Raw genomic sequence first — 18,477 nt, forward strand, 5'->3', positions numbered from 1 at the left:
TAAAAGAAAATGGAAAAAGGCAGATGAAACAAATGCAAGTCCCGTCTGAAATACTAAATATTATGGAAATTCTTGAAAATGCAGGATTTCAAACTTTTGCAGTAGGTGGCTGTGTGCGTGACAGCCTACTTGCTCTAACACCACACGACTGGGACTTGTGTACCTCTGCGCTTCCAGAGGAAACGATACAAACACTCCATGCATTTCCAATCTTTCCAACTGGGCTACGCCATGGCACTGTTACCGTCTTTCTTTCTGATCGTCCAGTAGAAATTACCACGTTTCGCAGTGACGGCAGCTATCGGGATCACCGCCGGCCGGAAAAGGTAATTTTTCTTCCCGAAATTACCGAAGATCTTCGCCGTCGCGACTTTACAATAAACGCCATGGCCTATTCTCCCCGCAGAGGACTGCTTGATCCGTTTGACGGACAGGGCGACCTAAACAACAAGATACTGAAATGTGTCGGCGATCCATCGATCCGTTTTGAAGAAGATGCCCTCCGAATTCTCCGCGCTTTACGCTTTTCCGCCGTATACAATCTAAACATCGAAAGCAGTTTGTCAAAAGCCATACACAACAAAAAACACCTGCTATCCGCCATATCCAAAGAACGTATTTACAGAGAACTTACCAAACTGCTGACCTGCAAAACACCGGGCCAAACTATAGCAGAATTTATGGATGTCTTGGCTGCCGCCCTTGCTATTCCTGAAAAACCGTTGATCAAATCGATTAGTGCAGCGGTTTTCCTTGATGCACTACCACCAGTATTTTATATTCGTTTTGCTGCACTTTTCCAGCTATTTGACCTTTCCCAACCCGATATAATTCTAGAAAATTTAAAACTGGACAAGCTAACGCTGACCAAAATACAAAATTTGCTTCAGCTTCAAAAATTACCTCTTCCAGTCTCTCTTCCGGAAGCCCGCCGCATGGTAGGCTGTTGGGGAATAGAACTTTTATACGTTTCCCTTTTTCTGCACCAAACCCAGCGCCGCTTCTTTAAGACAAAAAAGTTCTCTGAAGAAAGCTGTATAAAAGCCAAACTTTTGTTTGACCGTATTCAAGAACAGAATCTTTGCTGCAGTGTTAAAGAACTTGCCATTACTGGCAGAGACCTGATGGCTGCTGGAATACCATCCGGTCCTGCAATTGGTGAAAAATTGCAGCAACTGCTAGATCTGGTTATTAACGGTTTTATACCCAACGAAAAAAATGTCCTTTTACATCAGCTTTTTCTTTAAAAGGTTATTGCTTTTTTATTCCGTATTCGTTATAATAGTAATATTGAATATAAAACAGAAAGCGAAGTAAAAAAGAAAAAAACATGGAAAAGAATAAATTTATCGTAATAGAAGGCCTGGACGGCTGCGGAAAAAGCACACAAATTCAGCGGCTGGCTGCTGCACTCCGCACCCGTGGAGAAAAAGTTCATATTACCGCAGAACCCACTAATTTTGAAACCGGTGCTTACCTTCGCCGCATTCTGGCTGAAAGTCAAGAAAAAGATATGTATCTGCAGGCGGCACTGTTTCTGGCAGATAGGCTAGAGCATATTACCCATCCCGAATCTGGTATCGCACGATACCTCAAAGATGGTTATACGGTAATCTGCGACCGCTATTATTATTCCTCGTTTGCCTATCAAGGAACTGCCAGCGATATAGACTGGGTAATGAAAATTAACTTAGACTGTGCTCAAATGCTAACTCCAGATCTTTGTATTTTTCTAGATGTAAATCCAGCTACCTGCAAACAAAGAATTGATGCCGTCAGAGAAAAACCGGAACTATACGAAAAAAGTACTTCTCTAATGAAAAACATACGGGATAATTTCCTTAATGTACTTGGAAGACTTCAAAAAACACAGAACATCGTCATTATTGATGCAAATAAGGGTCTCGATGACGTGGAAAAGGAGATTTTAAAATATGTATAAGAAACTATTTACCTCGGAATCCGTTACAGAAGGACATCCAGATAAAATTTCAGATTTAATTTCTGATGCCATACTGGATGCCATTCTTGCCGAAGATAAAAATGCCCGCGTAGCCTGTGAAGTTACTGTTACCACCGGATTGGTTTTGGTAGTGGGCGAAATTAGCACTACAACATATGTTGATATTAAAAAAATTGTACGTGATACAGTCCGCGAAGTAGGCTATGACCGCGCAAAATATGGTTTTGATTGTGATACCTGTGCGGTTCTAACCGCGATTGACGAACAATCCGGTGATATTGCCATGGGAGTGGATGATAATGGGACCGGTTTGGGAGCTGGAGATCAGGGTATGATGTTTGGCTTTGCCTGTGATGAAACACCAGAATATATGCCAATGGCTATTTCCCTTTCCCACAAGCTCGCCCGGCGCCTGAGTGAAGTACGTAAATCCCGGTTGCTTCCCTATCTGCGTCCTGATGGAAAATCCCAAGTTACAGTAGAATACAATCAGGACGGTTCCGTAAAACGAATTGATACCGTGGTGGTTTCAACCCAACATGACGAATCCATTACCATTGAACAGCTGCGCCAGGACATCAAAAACCAAGTCATTCTTCCGGTAATTCCCACAGGTCTATTAGATGAAAATACCAAATACTATATTAATCCCACCGGACGTTTTGTCATTGGCGGTCCTCAAGGGGATTCCGGCCATACCGGCCGAAAAATTATTGTAGACACCTATGGCGGTTATGCCAGTCACGGCGGCGGTGCTTTTTCCGGCAAAGATCCCACCAAAGTAGACCGAAGTGCCGCCTATGCCGCCCGATACGTTGCAAAAAACATAGTGGCCGCTGGGTTTGCAAAAGCCTGCGAGGTTCAGCTGGCCTATGCAATTGGCGTATCCCAACCGGTTTCCCTTCACATTGATACCCGTGGTACTGGTGTCATCAGCGACAGTTTGTTAGCGGAAAAGGTCACCAAGGTCTTTGATTTAAGTCCCAGCGGCATTATCCGGGATTTGGATCTGCGCCGTCCGATTTATAAACAAACCGCCGCATATGGCCACTTTGGAAGAGATGATCTGGATCTCCCTTGGGAGCGGCTGGATAAAACGGAAGCGCTGAAAAAGGCATAATTTTTGAAATTTAAAACCGCAGATACCCTGCGGTTTTTATCTTCTGATTTTGAAAAGGAGCATTCTTTATGTCATATGATGGAATGGTTACACACTGCATTGTTTCCGAACTGAAACAAACCATTTTAAATGGAAAAATTGATAAAATATATCAGCCAGAGCCGGATGAAATTATTTTTTTGATTCGAACTTATCAAGGCAATTACCGATTGCTTCTCTCAGCCAGTGCCTCCCATGCACGGGTTCACCTGACCGAAGTCAACCGGGAAAATCCTATGGTTCCGCCCATGCTCTGCATGCTTATGCGCAAGCATTTGCAAGGAAATAAAATTATACGAATTACCCAACAGGATTTTGACAGAGTCATCCGCATTGACACGGAAGGCCGAAATGAACTAGGAGATATATGCGAAAAATCCATCATTACCGAAATTATGGGCCGTCACAGTAACGTAATTCTCCTGGATGAAAACCAACGTATTTTAGACAGCGCAAAGCATGTAGATTTTACCGTCAGTACCGTGCGGCAGATTCTACCCGGATTGATTTATCAATCTCCTCCAGCACAGGATAAGCTCTGTCCTGACAGGTATTCTATGCTCGACCTGCTGCGTATACTGGATAACAGTCCCGAGGATACCTTGCTTGATAAATTTCTTCTTTCATCCTTTATGGGTATGAGTCCGCTTGTGGCACGGGAAATTGTCTGCCGTTTTTCGGGCAGTACCAAAATGACCCGCAACGAAGTGGATACCGCTGCATTTATCACCTTTACAGACAGTTTTCTCAAAGATATCTGCGCTGAGAAATATGAACCTACCTTGGTGATATCCGATACAGATAAAAAACCATCCGCCTTTTCCTGTGTCCGACTCACTCAATACGAAGGGACAGGCACTTTGAAGGCTATGCATTCCATGAGCCAGGTCATTGACAATTATTATGAAAAGCGTGCGCAAAGAGAACACATGAACCAACGCGCCAACACCCTTTTAAAATTAGTGAACAACAACATTGACCGCTGCGAAAAAAAGCTGGCAATTCATCGTGAAAATCTTGAACAGGCCAAAAATCGGGACAAATATAAAATTTACGGTGATTTAATCACCGCAAATCTATACCGCATGAAACCCGGAATGAAAGAACTGGAAGCCGAAAACTACTACGCTGAAGTACCAGAAATTATTATAATTCCTCTCAAAGAAAACATTTCTCCTGCCCAAAATGCACAGAGATATTATAAACGCTATACCAAAGAAAAAATGACAGAAAAATATGCCTTGGAGCAAATTGCTGACGCAGAAAAAGAATTATATTATTTAGAATCTGTCTTGACTGCGTTGAAAAATGCAGATACTCCCGCAGAGCTTAATGAAATTAAAGACGAACTAGCAGACAGCGGCTATATTCCAAAAATTAAAACCAAAGGGAAAAACCAACAAAAAAAATCTGCACCTTTGCGTTTTCTCTCCTCTGATGGATTTGAAATTCTTGTTGGCCGCAATAATCGTCAGAACGATGAACTGACCATACGTATGGCTTATTCCACCGATTTGTGGTTTCATACCAAAACTATTCCAGGTTCTCACACCATTATACGTACCCGGGGCGGAGAACCGGTGCCAGACCAAACCATACTGGAAGCTGCACAGCTTGCGGCTTATTATAGTAAGGCCAAAAATTCCTCCAAGGTACCTGTAGACTATACCACCGTCAAGAACGTTCGAAAGCCCAACGGTGCACGGCCAGGTATGGTAATTTATGACCATTATAATACCTTATATGTTACGCCTCAGCTTCTCCCCTCTTCAGAATCTAATACGATTAAATAAAGTTTCTTCATACTATAAAGCCGCACCCAAACATGGATGCGGCTTTATAATATTTTAAGATTATGATAGAAAAACACTTAATACAGTTTATTTATTCCATGGACTTTTTTGATTCTGCTGCTGTTTCTTTTTTGCATAAACCAATTTTTCCATAACAACGTCTAAAATACGAAATTTTGTCAACCCAACAAAATATCCAGCAATAAAAAACAGAGGCTGAACTAACATCACCAAAATATAGGTCACAATATTACTGTTACCTAAAAATGCCTCTAAGGGAAAATACCAAGTTTTAAAAATGAAATCTGCCGTTCCGGCTAAGCGATTTCCAGACAGGAAAAAGTCATATTCCCCATTGACAAATGGCAAATTCAAAGGCCAAATATCAGGAAATACCAACCGGAAAATCAGGAGTATCACCGGAAGGATTAAGCCCATGGCAGCAGCGATAAACGGAAATTTGGGGTTTGGATAGAATCCTGGAATCTTACGGCTATCCATTTTCCCACAATTCCAGCCTATTGAATACATGGCAATGACATAAATTAACCCTGTCAAACTGCTGTACAAAAAAGGCAATTTTTCAACTAAGGTCCATAAAGGAACAATTAAAAATAAAGAGATAAACACAAATAAAATATGATATAAGTATAGTTTTGCAACCGCTTTTCCCAGTTTCATAAAACGCTCCATTCCGCCGTTGTGCACCGGCAAAAAATCTATAAAATTTCTTATTTGCACAAAACAATAAAAATCCACTTATTTAAATTTTTATAACGCCAAAATGAAAGAAAAACAGTCCGCATAAGCGGACTGTCGTATGGAGCGGAAGACGAGATTCGAACTCGCGACGTTCACCTTGGCAAGGTGACGCTCTACCACTGAGCCACTCCCGCATAGCATAGTTATTTTAGCATAGAAAAGTTGCTTTGTCAAGGGTTTTGTCTGACTTTTTCTTTCTATCTTTTATAAATGGCCCCTGTCACATAACAGGGGCCATAAATTTTCTTATTTATCATGATCGCAATCACAGCCGCAATCACAGTCACCCATATCCAGCTCGATAATTTCTCCGCAGTCAGGGCACTTAAATACGCCATCAGCAATATCATCTAAATCATCGGCAGTCAAATCAATTTCTGCACCGCAATGATCACAGACTAAAGTATACATATCATCGTCATCATCACAGCCAAACGCCTCATCGCCGATCATCTCAATAACATCTTCCATTTCGTCCATTTTGTCAGCAAGAAAACCTTGTTCCTGATCCAGCATTTCCATTTCTTCTGCCATATCGCCTAAAAGTCCCAAAATACCATCAATCAGCTGTCCTTCCGTGGTTTCCTTGTCTAACTTCAGTCCATCTGCCAATCCTTTCAAGTAAGCCGCACGATTTGAAATTTCAGACATCATAAGCACCTCTTTTTTTAATTTATGTTTTATTTACACTCTTTCCATATATTCACCGGTACGAGTATCGATCCGGATGGTATCCCCTTCATTTACGAACATGGGAACAGTAATAACCGCACCAGACTCTACCGTAGCTGGTTTGGTAACGTTTGTTGCTGTATTTCCCTTAACACCAGGCTCTGTCTCAGTCACTTTCATCTCCACAAATGTCGGCGGCTCTACTGCAAATACGTTTCCTTTATAAGAAAGAATTTTCACTGTCATGTTTTCCAGCACAAACTTCAAAGCATCCCCCAACTGATCCTTGCTGAGCGGAATCTGATCATAGGTCTCTTGATCCATAAAATAATAAAGTCCGCTGTCCTCATAGAGATATTCCATCTCTTTTCTCTCAATCCTAGCGGGTTCAACTTTCTCAGTTGGATTAAATGTTCTTTCCACTACAGCCCCTGTCATTACATTTTTCATTTTCGTTCTAACAAAAGCAGCTCCCTTTCCGGGTTTTACATGTTGAAATTCCACTACCTGATACACGCTGCCATCATATTCAAATGTCAGACCATTTCTAAAATCACCTGCACTTATCATCGGTGCAACCTCCTATCTCATTATAAATACACAGTTTTTTTTATTGTATACTAAACCCTGCAAAAAAGCAAGAGATTTTTCTAAAAAACTTTCTAAACTCTGTAGAATTATGCTAAAGCTCCAATAATTCCTTCGTAAGCCCGGTTAAATTCTCACAGCCATCCAAAGTAACGGCCACCATATCTTCGATTCGAACGCCGCCAAACCCCGGAATATATATTCCGGGCTCACAGGTAACCACCATACCGGGCTTCAAACAGATCTCGCTCTTGGGTGATAAATTCGGCTGTTCATGAATTAATAAGCCAACGCCATGGCCCAACGAATGGCCAAAATATTTTCCATATCCTTCCTCTTCAATAACATCCCTTGCCGCCTTATCGGCTTCCCGCCCCAAAATGCCACTGCGAATGGCGGCGAGACCTTTTTGTTGTGCCGCAAGCACAATTTCATAGATTTTTTTCTGTTCCGGCACAGCACGTCCTACTACAACAGTTCTGGTCATATCTGAACAGTATCCGTGATAATTGCATCCAAAATCCATCGTCACAAAATCACCGGGTTCTATTTTTTTGTCTCCCGGTTTTCCATGTGGCATGCTGGTTTTTATTCCAGATACCACTATAGTTTCAAATGAAGTACCGGACGCCCCTAATCTTCGCATTTCATATTCCAATTCTGCCGCAACAGTATTTTCCGTTACTCCCGGTTTCAGCATTGGCAGTACCTTTTGAAAAGCAGCAACCCCAATTTGCTCAGCCTGTCGCATAAAGGACAATTCTTCCGCGTTTTTTATCATACGAAGTTCTTCTATCATCTGAGAACCTTCCACCCAATGCACTTTGGGCAGTGCTTCCTGAAAAATTCGAAATTCACCCACTGTCAAATAGGATTCTTCAAAAGCCAAAGACTGTACGTTAGGAAGACGGGAAGCAATTTCACGCATTCGTGCCCCGGCACCAAATTCAATCACTTCAAAATCCGGTGCTTCCTGGCAGGCTGCAACCGTATATCTTGAATCCACAAAAAGCCATCGATGTTCCGGGGTAATTAACGCCAGTCCCTCTCCTCCACAAAACCCTGTAAAGTACCGCAAATTGTGAGCAGAATTAATAAGTACACCCTCTACTTTTGGAAAAAACACATTTAATTTTTTATACGTCATTTCATTGCCCGCTTTCCTAAATATATTTTCTTCATCTCTACCGCATCTTCCGTCTGCGTGCCTGCAGATTCGCAAATAACACGCGGGGTAAGCCCACGTTCTGCTATGAGTTCCGCCAAAGGTTCAAACTCCGGTTCATATTCTGTTTCGGCAAATGTATGATGCTTTTTTTCTCCGGCATTCGTATATTCGATCCGGCTATAGTGAATATGAAAACATTGGGCTTGATAAGGATTCAGTTTTCTTTCCAGCAGATCTAAAATTGCCGCAAAATCCGCTTTTTCCTTAAGTCCTCCACAGGTTTGGGCGTTCACATGCCCAAAATCAATGGCCGGAATCAACCGATCACTCATCATACAGAGCTTAACAACCTCTTCTGTATTACCAAGCTGCTGAACTTTTCCCATGGTTTCAGGGCAAATATAGATATGCCCCAATCCTGCCTGTTCTGCCGCTATGAGAGCGCGCTGCAACGTATCAGCAGCCAACTTTAAAGCCTCTCTTCTGGTAATTTTGGCGCAGGAACCAGAATGTACCACAATACGGTCTGCCCCCATGGCTGCCGCCGCTTTTAGTGTCGCTATAATATAATCCACACTGCGAAGGCGCTTTTCCTCCTCCGTAGACGACAAACTGATATAATACGGTGCATGAACAGATAAAGCAATTCCGTTTTCCCTGGCACGCTCCCCTAAAACCGCCGCCGCATCCTCTGAAATCCGCACACCATGACCGCACTGATATTCATAACAATCCAGATGATGCTGTTTCAGCCACTCGGGTGCCTCCAAAGACGACTTATGTCCGGCGGCAAAAAAGCTTTCCGCATTTCCGGCAGGCCCAAACAAAGGCCTGTCCTCTAATTTTTCCACGCGCTGCTCCCTCCTGCCATAATCAAAGTATCGCTTCTATATTTTTCGATAAAGAAAAGGCGGGGAATCTCCCCCGCCCATGATTATCTGTATTTACGTTTTCTCGCCGCTTCGGATTTCTTCTTCCGTCTAACACTGGGCTTTTCATAGTGTTCTCTCTTTCTGACTTCAGACAAAACACCCGCTTTGGCGCAGGAACGTTTAAACCGCCGGAGTGCACTGTCCAGCGATTCATTATCTTTCACTCGGATTTCTGCCATGTTTGCTACCCTCCCTCCAAGTATGGTCAACACTAAGATGTCAAGGTAAAAAATTCTACTCTCACAATTATACAGACATTTACGAATTCTGTCAAGCAAATTTGTAAATTTTTTTGAGGGAATTTATAAAAACTTATTTCTTTGTCATTTTTCGTATCTTTTTCATTGCCTCGGAAATACCGCCCACTTTATCGATTAACCCACATTCCACTGCTTCTTCACCAAAAAGAATGGTTCCCACATCATTTGCAATTTTTTTTGTTTCCATCATAAGGTCTCGAAATGTTTTTTCCTTAATGTGAGAATTTCGCACAACAAAATCGGTCAGCCTGTCCTGCACCTTATTAAAATAATGAAACATCTGAGGTACACCTATGACCGTTCCATTCATCCGGATCGGATGGATGGTCATAGTAGCAGACGGTACAATCAAAGAATATTTTGCAGAAACCGCAAGCGGTACGCCTATGCTGTGGCTCCCACCCAACACAATAGAAACAGTTGGCTTTGTCATACTGGCGATCATTTCCGCAATGGCAAGCCCAGCTTCCACATCTCCGCCCATAGTATTTAAAAGCAACAAAAGGCCGTCAATAGCATCATCTTCTTCAATCCGCACCAATTCAGGTATGACATGTTCATATTTTGTTGTTTTGCTTTGTGGAGGAAGGATCACATGGCCCTCTATTTCTCCGATAATGCTCATACAACAGATCCTGCTTTTTTCATTTTTTACGGAAACCGCTGCCATCTCACGAATATTTTCTTTTTCGACTCCGATATCTTCTGCATTATTCTTTTCTTCCGGCTCTGTTTTCGGATTGGTTTGCTGTTTCATAAGTTTTCTCCTTTGTTCTAGTATCTTCACCTTATAATATGTACAAAAATACGCTTTACTAATCAATAAACTTATGTTATAATATTTTTTACGCCGCAGTATTTAAAACAGTACAGAACGGCAAAAAAATTTATTTACAGGACGTGATTCCATATGCCAATTAAGGTACAGGACAATCTGCCAGCCATTGAAACACTGAATCAGGAAAATATTTTTGTAATTACGGAACACCGTGCTCTGACACAAGATATCCGTCCTCTAAAAATCTTGATTCTTAATCTGATGCCTACTAAAATTGAAACCGAAACACAACTGCTTCGGGTTCTTGGCAACACGCCGCTGCAAATTGATATTTATTTTATGCATACCAAAACTCATGTATCGAAAAATACACACAAAAGCCATTTAGAAACTTTTTACGGGACCTTTGACGACTATAAAGCGCAGAATTTTGATGGAATGATCATTACCGGTGCGCCTGTGGAAACTTTAGAATTTGAAGAAGTGGACTATTGGCCTGAACTTTGCGAGATCATGGAATGGTCAAAGAAACACGTCACCTCCACCTTCCATATCTGCTGGGGTGCACAGGCAGCGCTTTATTACCATTACGGAATAAAAAAATATCCACTGAAGGAAAAACTGTTCGGTGTTTTTCCACATTATGTAGTGCCAGAAAAAAAGCATAAAATTTTATTGCGTGGTTTTGACGATATTTTTTATGCCCCCCATTCCCGGCATACGGAATTCCGGGAAGAGGACATTTTAAATGTTCCGGAGCTAGAAATTCTGGCAAAATCACCACAGGCAGGCGTTTATATTGTCACTGCCAAAAGTGAACGTCAGTTCTTTATTACCGGTCATTCTGAATATGATAACATTACACTTGCAAAAGAATATTTCAGGGATATTGACAAAGGCCTTGCGATTTCTGTTCCCAAAAACTATTTTCCGAACGATGACCCTGAAAAAACACCGGAAATTACATGGCGCGCCCATGCTAACCTTCTGTATTCCAATTGGCTTAACTATTTCGTTTACCAAACAACACCTTACAATATCAATGACATTGATTGCGATTCTTAAGCATATGATTTCATATAAGCATTCTGCTGATTTCATGCTTCCTCCTGCCCGCTGAGGAACTGAGTAAGCCGCAGAGTGACACCGTGCGGGCAGAAAGGGCTGGAAAATTTTATGTATTGGATTGAACTTTTAAAAACCGTTATCCTTGGCATTGTACAAGGAATTACCGAATGGCTGCCTATCAGCAGTACCGGACATATGATTTTGGTTGATCAATTTATGCCACTGCATCAACCGGCTGAATTTATCAACTTATTTTTGGTTGTGATTCAGTTCGGTTCCATCTTAGCCGTGGTTACCTTATATTTTCATAAACTGAATCCTTTCTCTCCGCGAAAAAATACCCAAGAGAAAAAAGAAACATGGACGATGTGGCTAAAAGTGCTGGTTGCCTGCATTCCAGCAGGCATTATAGGCCTACTGTTTGATGATCTGATCAATACTTATACTTACAATGCTCCCGTTGTTGCAGCCGCACTGATCATATACGGTATTCTGTTTATTGTAATCGAACGCAGAAATAAAAAACCGCGCATCAACTCTATTGATACGCTGACTTACAAAACCGCTCTTTTTATCGGAATGTTTCAGGTGCTTTCCCTGATTCCAGGCACATCACGCTCCGGTTCCACCATATTAGGCGGCGTCATTCTTGGTACCTCCCGGTTTGTTGCAGCTGAATTTTCTTTTTTCCTTGCCATTCCGGTTATGTTAGGCGCCAGTTTAATGAAAATAATTAAATTCTTTATTGAAACCGGCAGTGGTTTTTCATCCCAGCAGCTGGGGATTTTGCTCACTGGTATGATCGTGGCATATCTGGTCTCCATTGCAGCTATCAAATTCCTTATGGGATATATCCGAAACCACGACTTTAAAGCATTTGGTTATTACCGGATCATTATCGGAATTTTGATTATTCTGTACTTTGCTGTTTCGGGCGCAAATGTTATTGTCCGCTAAATCCAAAAGCCGTTGCTGCGCAAAATAACAGCAACGGCTTTTTTATATCTATTTTAAAAATCCAGCAATGATTCTCTCTTGTGCTTCTTCCTCTGTTAAACCCAACGTACGCAGCTTTAAAATCTGCTCACCAGCGATTTTTCCAATGGCCGCTTCATGGATCAACTCAGCATCTACATTGGACGCCTCAAGTGCCGGCATAGCATTGACCGTTCCATTATCTACTAAAATTGCGTCACAGGAAGAATGTCCGGTACAACGTGCTAAACCATGGATACAAGACTTAAATTCCTGATACGAGTTACCCCTGGCTACAGATCGAGAAATCAACTCTACACCAGAATTATCGCCTTCCATTACCACATCAAAATCTGTAACTGCTTTTTCGATACCATCCGTCATGATTCGCTCCCGCACAATCAAACGAGCATTTGCTGCCAACTTTGCCCGGGTTTTCCGGCAGCTATAGTCTACACCACCTAACTGAACGGTATCCATCTCCAATCCTGCTCCTTCTGCCAGTGCAACATCTGTTACTGGATCAATTCTTTTGCGCCCATCGCCTTTTCCAGTTCCCAAATGCTTTTCCTGATAAAGTACATGTGCATTTTTTTCCAGAAAAAAACGATGGATTCCATCATGCCGTGCCTCTTCTTCATCATCTGTGTGCACACCACACCCTGCTACAATGATCACATCTGCTCCTTCTCCTACATAAAAATCATTGTAGACCAGGTCATGAATTCCTCCTTGATTAACGCATGCAGGGATGTATACTGTTTCTCCTTTTGTTCCTGGCATGATATGCACGACAATACCCGGTCCTTCCTTCCGAGACTCAATCCTGATATGTTCAGTAGACTGCCTTCCTGCGCAGCCCCCGTTTTCCCGAATATTAAAAGCCCCTTTAAATTCTCCTTTAAAATCCGATACAGCCTTCAACAGTTCTTCCGTAATCTGATTCATTTTCATTGTTATCCTCCTTCCTCACCGTTCCTGGTCATGACATTCCCGGCGCATTGCATCAATTTTAGCATTTTCCCTTCCCAGAGGGCAAAGAGATGCTCGTTCGCTCGCAAACAAAAGCGGCCACACCTGTTCTTTCGGTCCCGCTTCACGGATTTTACCGTCTGCAATCACCACGATTTCATCCGCAATGCTTAAAATCCGCTCCTGATGTGAAATTACCAAAAGCGTCCCCCTTTTCTGTTGCCTCAGCTCTTCAAAAGTTTCTACCAGGCGGGAGAAGCTCCATAAATCAATGCCCGCTTCCGGTTCATCAAAAATAGATAATTTTGCATTTCGTGCCAAAACAGAAGCAATTTCAATCCGCTTCATTTCTCCGCCTGACAAACCAGCGTTTAGCTCTCGGTCAATATATTCATTCGCACATAAACCAACTTTTCTTAAATAACTACACAAGACATTTTCTTCTAAAGCTCTGCCGGCCGAAAGCTCCAGGAGATCCTTCACCGTCAGGCCTTTAAACCGAACTGGCTGTTGAAAAGCATAAGCAATGCCGAGTTTTGCTCTCTGCGTAACATCCATATCGGTAATGTCCTGTCCTTCAAAAATGATACGACCTGACGAAGGCTTTTCAATTCCTGCCACCACCTTTGCAAGAGTGGTCTTTCCACCGCCATTTGGGCCAGTAACCACCACTAACTTACCCGATGTTACAGTTAAGTCAACATCATTTAAAATTCCCTCTCTATCCGGAAGATTCCATACAATATGTTCTAAAGTCAACATTTTTCTTCCACCTTTCTTTACAATTTCTTTTGTTTTGGTATGGTATGCAAAGTACGCATGGCATTAAAAACAGCCAAAACAGATACACCGACATCGGCAAATACCGCTGCCCACATATTTACAATTCCAAATGCTCCAAGCAAAAGGATAAGCCCCTTCACTACCAAAGCAAAAATAATATTTTCTTTTACAATCCACATGGTTTTTCGTGCAATGGAAATGGCATCTGCAATCCGGGAAGGCCGGTCATCCATCAGCACAACATCAGCCGCTTCTATCGCTGCATCAGAGCCCATGCCTCCCATTGCGATTCCTATATCCGCCCTAGCTAGAACCGGTGCATCATTCATGCCATCTCCAACAAAGGCAAGCGTATCTTTTCCATGTTTTTGCGCAAGCATTTTTTCTACCAATGCGACTTTATCGGTTGGAAGAAGCTGTGTATACACATCCTTTATTCCAAGTTGAGATGCCACATGCTCTCCCATTTCCTTGTTGTCCCCCGTCAGCATTGCTATCCGCCGTATCCCCATGTTCTTCAAATGATTCACCGCTTCCAATGCATCAGGTTTCAATGCATCAGAAATAACAATATGCCCTGCATAACTACCATCAACAGCTACATGCACCGTCGTTCCTACCTTATGGCAAGACTGCCATGCAAACCCCGATTCTTCCATCCACCTGCTGTTTCCGACATATACATTCTTTCCATCAATTACCGCACGAATACCTCTGCCTGCAAATTCTTCTGTTTTTTGAACCCGCTTTAAATCAAGTTCTCCACCAAATGCATCGCGCAGAGATACAGCAATAGGATGGTTCGATCCATTTTCTGCCAAAGCCGCAAATTCCAGCAATTCCTGGCGCGAACAAATTTCAGGATGTACTGCAGATACTTTGAAAATTCCCAATGTCAAAGTACCTGTTTTATCAAACACAACCGTCTCGGCATTTGCCAATCGCTCCATATACTGTCCGCCTTTAACTAAAATACCATGTCGTGACGCTCCACCAATTCCACCAAAAAAACTCAAAGGGACCGAAAGCACCAGTGCGCAGGGGCAGGATACAACCAAAAAGATCAATGCCCTGTGTATCCATAAACTCCAGGTTCCGGTTATTAGCGACGGTACAATGGCGATTAAAACTGCTGCACAAACCACTGCTGGTGTATAATATTTAGCAAACCGCGTAATAAAATTTTCTGCATGCGCTTTTTTATCGCTCGATTTTTCCACCAGATCTAAAATTTTAGAAACGGCTGAATCCTGAAACAGTCTCGTCACTTTTACGCGTAAAACACCAGTTTGATTAATACACCCGCTCACCACATCATCTCCAGGATATATTTCCCTGGGCACAGATTCCCCAGTTAAGGCAGAAGTATCCAGTGATGATATGCCATCCAAAACCACACCATCCACAGGTATGCGCTCACCTGGAAAAATACGTATCAAGTCTCCCACCTTTAGCTGTCCTGGCAATACACGTACCGTCGTCCCGTTTTGTTCTGCATTGGCATATTCCGGACGAATATCCATCAGCGCAGAAATTGATGTTCTGGATTTACCCGCAGCAAAGCTTTGAAACCATTCCCCTACTTGATAAAATAGAAGAACCGCCGCAGCCTCAGAATACTCTCCAATTACAAACGCACCAACGGCAGCTAAGGCCATCAAAAAATTCTCATCAAAAATTTCTCCATGAAAAATATTACGTACCGCTTTAATCAACACATCTCCGCCGGCGACCAGGCAGCAAATCAAAAAAGCAGCAGCTTTTCCGACTGCGCCTCCCGGAAGAAGTAGCGCCAATACAAATAATATGACACTGAGCCCAATCCGCCAAAGTTCTAATTTTAATTCTTTACTCATAATACTCCTTCCTTCCCATATTTTATTCATTGACATGTTCCAGACCTTGACTGATAATCCGCTTTACATGACTGTCTGCTAGTGAATAAAAAATCACTTTTCCCTCTCTGCGAAACTTTACCAGTTCACTATTTTTCAAAACCCGAAGCTGATGGGAAACGGCATTTTGGCTCATTCCCATCAACTGAGCCATATCACCAACGCACAATTCCGCTTCCAGCAAAAGAGACATAATTTTTATACGTGTAAAATCCCCAAATACTTTAAACAATTCTGCCAACTCATATAAAGTTTGATCTGCTGGTACTGCCTCCATTACATTTTTGACAGTTTCATCATGTATCCGTAAGAAATCACCATGTTCTGCCCTTTTTTCCATTTTTCTTTCGCCTCCAACATATGAACATCTGTTCATATGTTATCATGTTAATTGTGTTTTGTCAACTCTTTTATAAAAAAAATTTGGAAAATTTCATTAAGTCTTTCTGCATTTTTTTATTCAAACTGCTAAAACAGCCTAAAAAAAATGCTTTCAGAGGTACCAAACTCTAAAAGCAGTATAAATTTTATATTCGACGTCCGAGAATATCTACACAGGAATTTTTAAAAGAAGAAAATCTATCCTGATCCAGCGCTTCTCGAATTTGCAGCATCAAATGATTATAAAAATACAGATTGTGAATGACTGCAAGGCGCATAGCAAGCATTTCTTTGGCCTTGAACAAATGCCGGATATAAGCACGCGAAAAATTTCGACAGGTGGGACAATCGCAGTTGACATCCAGCGGTGCAGGATCACGTTCATATTTCACATTCCACATATTCATAATCCCTTGTGAGGTAAAAATGGTACCATGCCTTGCATTACGGCTAGGCATAACACAGTCAAAAAAGTCAATTCCTCTTTCTACCGCCTCCAAAATATTAACCGGTGTTCCCACACCCATTAAATACCGTGGCTTGTTCTGCGGCATATACGGCTCCACTGTTTCAATCACATGATACATTTCTTCCGTTGTTTCTCCCACAGCCAAGCCGCCGATAGCATACCCATCCAGTTCTAATTCCGCAATGCGCTGCATTTGTTCTATTCTCAAATCATCATACGTACCACCTTGGTTGATACCGAAAAGCATCTGATGGGGATTAATCGTATCTTCCAAAGTGTTCAGTCTTGTCAACTCCTCCTTACATCTTGTCAGCCAACGCACCGTCCGCATAGAAGAATCCCGTGCATATTCTTTTTCACACGGGTTTTCAATACATTCATCAAACGCCATAGCAATAGTAGACCCCAGGTTTGACTGTATCTGCATACTCTCTTCCGGACCCATAAAAATTTTTCGTCCATCAATATGGGAAGAAAAATATACTCCTTCTTCTTTGATGTTGCGGAGCTTAGCAAGAGAAAAGACTTGAAATCCGCCACTGTCCGTCAAAATGGGTCGATGCCAGTTCATAAACCTGTGTAGCCCGCCCATATCTCTCACTACTTCATCACCGGGGCGCAGATGAAGATGATACGTATTCGACAATTCCACCTGGCAACCAATTTCTTCCAAATCTAAAGCTGTAAGGGCACCTTTAATGGCCGCTGCCGTCCCGACATTCATAAAAACAGGGGTCTCGATTACCCCGTGTACCGTTTCAAATCTTCCCCTGCGGGCCGCATGGTATTGTTTGATCAGTGTGAACATGACTCTCTCCTTCCAGATACATTGCATCCCCAAAGCTAAAAAAACGATATTTTTTCTTTACCGCTGTTTCATAAGCATGAAAAATATGCTCTTTTCCCGCAAACGCAGAAACCAGCATCAACAAGGTTGATTCCGGCAGATGGAAATTGGTAATCAAACAGTCCACCGTTTTGAACCGGTAACCGGGATAAATGAAAATGCTGGTTTCACCAATTCCCGGCTGTACAGTCCCATCCTCATGTGCAACGGTCTCCAAAGTTCTTACTGATGTGGTACCAACAGCGATAATCCTTCCTCCATTTTTTTGTGTCTGATTGATCATATCCGCCGCTTGGGGAGAAACTTCGTAATGCTCCGTATGCATGATATGATCTTCCACATTTTCTACTGAAACAGGCCGAAAAGTCCCAAGGCCCACATGCAAAGTCAAGTATGCCAAGTGAACGCCTTTTTCCTGTATCTGCGTAAGTAAATCTTTTGTAAAATGCAGCCCCGCTGTAGGTGCCGCCGCAGAACCCTCATGACAGGAATAAACCGTCTGATATCGTTCCCGATCCTGCAATTTTTCTTTAATGTAGGGAGGCAACGGCATTTCGCCCAACTGATCAAGAATTTCTTCCCAAACACCATCATATAAGAAACGGACAATTCTTTTCCCGTCCTCTGCGATAGCAAGTACTTCAGCTTGCAGGCGGCCGTCACCGAATACAAACTTCGTTCCAGGCTTTGCCCGTCTTCCCGGTTTTAGGATAACTTCCCATGTATCTAATTCTATCCGTTTTAGGAGCAGAAATTCAATTTTACCGCCTGTGCCCTCTTTCACACCATATAGCCGTGCAGGAATCACCCTGGTATCATTCATTACCAGGCAGTCTCCCGGTCTCAAATATTCTATAATATCCCCAAAATGCCGGTGGGCCATTTCTCCGCTCTCCCGATTCATAACCAAAAGTTTAGACGCCGTCCGGTCAGCGAGCGGCGTCTGCGCAATCAGTTCCTGAGGGAGATCATAATAAAAATCTTTTGTCGTCATCATAATCCCTTCAAAATT

The 18,477-nt window shown here is 42.4% G+C and carries 19 protein-coding genes and 1 tRNA gene; 6 read left to right on the forward strand and 14 right to left on the reverse strand.

The window, feature by feature from the left end; all coding sequences use genetic code 11:
- Positions 1-23: 23 nt before the first annotated feature.
- From INF28_RS02265 to INF28_RS02280, 4 genes are all read left to right on the forward strand, one after another.
- Complete coding sequence (locus INF28_RS02265; protein WP_226391855.1) at positions 24-1,247, forward strand: CCA tRNA nucleotidyltransferase; 1,224 nt, start codon at positions 24-26, stop codon at positions 1,245-1,247.
- An 83-nt stretch (positions 1,248-1,330) separates the two neighbouring features.
- On the forward strand, positions 1,331-1,942 hold the full coding sequence (gene tmk, locus INF28_RS02270; RefSeq protein WP_226391856.1) for a dTMP kinase: 612 nt from the start codon (positions 1,331-1,333) through the stop codon (positions 1,940-1,942).
- Positions 1,935-3,083, forward strand: a complete 1,149-nt coding sequence (gene metK, locus INF28_RS02275) for a methionine adenosyltransferase (RefSeq protein WP_226391857.1) — start codon at positions 1,935-1,937, stop codon at positions 3,081-3,083. The genes tmk and metK overlap by 8 nt, the downstream gene beginning before the upstream one ends.
- A gap of 68 nt (positions 3,084-3,151) precedes the next feature.
- The gene (locus INF28_RS02280) at positions 3,152-4,915 is read left to right on the forward strand and encodes an Rqc2 family fibronectin-binding protein (protein WP_226391858.1); all 1,764 of its coding nucleotides are present in this window, start codon (positions 3,152-3,154) and stop codon (positions 4,913-4,915) included.
- A gap of 87 nt (positions 4,916-5,002) precedes the next feature.
- Here INF28_RS02280 and INF28_RS02285 read toward each other — a convergent pair whose 3' ends face one another.
- The 8 genes from INF28_RS02285 to INF28_RS02320 form a co-directional block, all read right to left on the reverse strand.
- Positions 5,003-5,596 (reverse strand): hypothetical protein, encoded by a 594-nt coding sequence (locus tag INF28_RS02285; protein WP_226391859.1) that lies wholly within the window; start codon positions 5,594-5,596, stop codon positions 5,003-5,005.
- A gap of 140 nt (positions 5,597-5,736) precedes the next feature.
- Positions 5,737-5,811 (reverse strand) — tRNA-Gly (locus tag INF28_RS02290).
- A gap of 112 nt (positions 5,812-5,923) precedes the next feature.
- Entirely contained in the window at positions 5,924-6,331 is a 408-nt protein-coding gene (locus tag INF28_RS02295) for a CD1247 N-terminal domain-containing protein (protein WP_226391860.1), read from the reverse strand.
- A gap of 30 nt (positions 6,332-6,361) precedes the next feature.
- Entirely contained in the window at positions 6,362-6,919 is a 558-nt protein-coding gene (gene efp / locus INF28_RS02300; RefSeq protein ID WP_226391861.1) for an elongation factor P, read from the reverse strand.
- Between the two features lie 112 nt (positions 6,920-7,031).
- Complete coding sequence (locus tag INF28_RS02305; RefSeq protein ID WP_226391862.1) at positions 7,032-8,084, reverse strand: M24 family metallopeptidase; 1,053 nt, start codon at positions 8,082-8,084, stop codon at positions 7,032-7,034.
- Positions 8,081-8,956, reverse strand: coding sequence for a TIM barrel protein (locus tag INF28_RS02310; protein WP_226391863.1), 876 nt, complete (start codon positions 8,954-8,956; stop codon positions 8,081-8,083). The genes INF28_RS02305 and INF28_RS02310 overlap by 4 nt, the downstream gene beginning before the upstream one ends.
- 83 nt (positions 8,957-9,039) lie before the next feature.
- The gene (rpsU, locus tag INF28_RS02315) at positions 9,040-9,216 is read right to left on the reverse strand and encodes a 30S ribosomal protein S21 (RefSeq protein WP_191511994.1); all 177 of its coding nucleotides are present in this window, start codon (positions 9,214-9,216) and stop codon (positions 9,040-9,042) included.
- A 133-nt stretch (positions 9,217-9,349) separates the two neighbouring features.
- On the reverse strand, positions 9,350-10,054 hold the full coding sequence (locus INF28_RS02320; protein WP_226391864.1) for a ClpP family protease: 705 nt from the start codon (positions 10,052-10,054) through the stop codon (positions 9,350-9,352).
- Positions 10,055-10,207: 153 nt separating this feature from the next.
- On the opposite strand from INF28_RS02320, the gene metA reads away from it, so the two are divergent.
- A complete protein-coding gene (gene metA / locus INF28_RS02325) occupies positions 10,208-11,140 on the forward strand; it encodes a homoserine O-acetyltransferase MetA (RefSeq protein WP_226391865.1) in 933 nt (310 codons plus the stop codon).
- 111 nt (positions 11,141-11,251) lie between these two features.
- The gene (locus INF28_RS02330) at positions 11,252-12,100 is read left to right on the forward strand and encodes an undecaprenyl-diphosphate phosphatase (protein WP_226391866.1); all 849 of its coding nucleotides are present in this window, start codon (positions 11,252-11,254) and stop codon (positions 12,098-12,100) included.
- Positions 12,101-12,148: 48 nt separating this feature from the next.
- Here the strand turns inward: INF28_RS02330 and INF28_RS02335 are convergent, their stop codons facing one another.
- The 6 genes from INF28_RS02335 to queA form a co-directional block, all read right to left on the reverse strand.
- Complete coding sequence (locus INF28_RS02335; RefSeq protein ID WP_226391940.1) at positions 12,149-13,066, reverse strand: SufB/SufD family protein; 918 nt, start codon at positions 13,064-13,066, stop codon at positions 12,149-12,151.
- 21 nt (positions 13,067-13,087) lie between these two features.
- Positions 13,088-13,852 (reverse strand): ABC transporter ATP-binding protein, encoded by a 765-nt coding sequence (locus tag INF28_RS02340; RefSeq protein WP_226391867.1) that lies wholly within the window; start codon positions 13,850-13,852, stop codon positions 13,088-13,090.
- Positions 13,853-13,869: 17 nt separating this feature from the next.
- The gene (locus tag INF28_RS02345) at positions 13,870-15,729 is read right to left on the reverse strand and encodes a heavy metal translocating P-type ATPase (RefSeq protein WP_226391868.1); all 1,860 of its coding nucleotides are present in this window, start codon (positions 15,727-15,729) and stop codon (positions 13,870-13,872) included.
- Positions 15,730-15,751: 22 nt separating this feature from the next.
- Positions 15,752-16,108, reverse strand: coding sequence for an ArsR/SmtB family transcription factor (locus tag INF28_RS02350; RefSeq protein ID WP_226391869.1), 357 nt, complete (start codon positions 16,106-16,108; stop codon positions 15,752-15,754).
- A gap of 187 nt (positions 16,109-16,295) precedes the next feature.
- Entirely contained in the window at positions 16,296-17,426 is a 1,131-nt protein-coding gene (gene tgt, locus INF28_RS02355; RefSeq protein ID WP_226391870.1) for a tRNA guanosine(34) transglycosylase Tgt, read from the reverse strand.
- Positions 17,377-18,459 carry a tRNA preQ1(34) S-adenosylmethionine ribosyltransferase-isomerase QueA gene (gene queA / locus INF28_RS02360; protein ID WP_226391941.1) on the reverse strand — a complete coding sequence of 361 codons (1,083 nt, stop codon included), beginning with the start codon at positions 18,457-18,459 and terminating at the stop codon, positions 17,377-17,379. Before queA ends, tgt begins: the two co-directional genes overlap by 50 nt.
- Positions 18,460-18,477 lie beyond the last annotated feature (18 nt).

This window comes from Ructibacterium gallinarum, assembly GCF_014982785.1.
GTDB lineage: Bacteria > Bacillota > Clostridia > Monoglobales > Monoglobaceae > Ructibacterium > Ructibacterium gallinarum.

Bases quoted from the DNA above. Each gene is read 5' to 3' on its own strand.
- INF28_RS02265 (WP_226391855.1), top strand. From the start codon at position 24: ATGAAACAAATGCAAGTCCCGTCTGAAATACTAAATATTATGGAAATT.
- tmk (WP_226391856.1), top strand. From the start codon at position 1,331: ATGGAAAAGAATAAATTTATCGTAATAGAAGGCCTGGACGGCTGCGGA.
- metK (WP_226391857.1), top strand. From the start codon at position 1,935: ATGTATAAGAAACTATTTACCTCGGAATCCGTTACAGAAGGACATCCA.
- INF28_RS02280 (WP_226391858.1), top strand. From the start codon at position 3,152: ATGTCATATGATGGAATGGTTACACACTGCATTGTTTCCGAACTGAAA.
- INF28_RS02285 (WP_226391859.1), bottom strand. From the start codon at position 5,596: ATGAAACTGGGAAAAGCGGTTGCAAAACTATACTTATATCATATTTTA.
- INF28_RS02295 (WP_226391860.1), bottom strand. From the start codon at position 6,331: ATGATGTCTGAAATTTCAAATCGTGCGGCTTACTTGAAAGGATTGGCA.
- efp (WP_226391861.1), bottom strand. From the start codon at position 6,919: ATGATAAGTGCAGGTGATTTTAGAAATGGTCTGACATTTGAATATGAT.
- INF28_RS02305 (WP_226391862.1), bottom strand. From the start codon at position 8,084: ATGACGTATAAAAAATTAAATGTGTTTTTTCCAAAAGTAGAGGGTGTA.
- rpsU (WP_191511994.1), bottom strand. From the start codon at position 9,216: ATGGCAGAAATCCGAGTGAAAGATAATGAATCGCTGGACAGTGCACTC.
- INF28_RS02320 (WP_226391864.1), bottom strand. From the start codon at position 10,054: ATGAAACAGCAAACCAATCCGAAAACAGAGCCGGAAGAAAAGAATAAT.
- metA (WP_226391865.1), top strand. From the start codon at position 10,208: ATGCCAATTAAGGTACAGGACAATCTGCCAGCCATTGAAACACTGAAT.
- INF28_RS02330 (WP_226391866.1), top strand. From the start codon at position 11,252: ATGTATTGGATTGAACTTTTAAAAACCGTTATCCTTGGCATTGTACAA.
- INF28_RS02335 (WP_226391940.1), bottom strand. From the start codon at position 13,066: ATGAATCAGATTACGGAAGAACTGTTGAAGGCTGTATCGGATTTTAAA.
- INF28_RS02340 (WP_226391867.1), bottom strand. From the start codon at position 13,852: ATGTTGACTTTAGAACATATTGTATGGAATCTTCCGGATAGAGAGGGA.
- INF28_RS02345 (WP_226391868.1), bottom strand. From the start codon at position 15,729: ATGAGTAAAGAATTAAAATTAGAACTTTGGCGGATTGGGCTCAGTGTC.
- INF28_RS02350 (WP_226391869.1), bottom strand. From the start codon at position 16,108: ATGGAAAAAAGGGCAGAACATGGTGATTTCTTACGGATACATGATGAA.
- tgt (WP_226391870.1), bottom strand. From the start codon at position 17,426: ATGTTCACACTGATCAAACAATACCATGCGGCCCGCAGGGGAAGATTT.
- queA (WP_226391941.1), bottom strand. From the start codon at position 18,459: ATGACGACAAAAGATTTTTATTATGATCTCCCTCAGGAACTGATTGCG.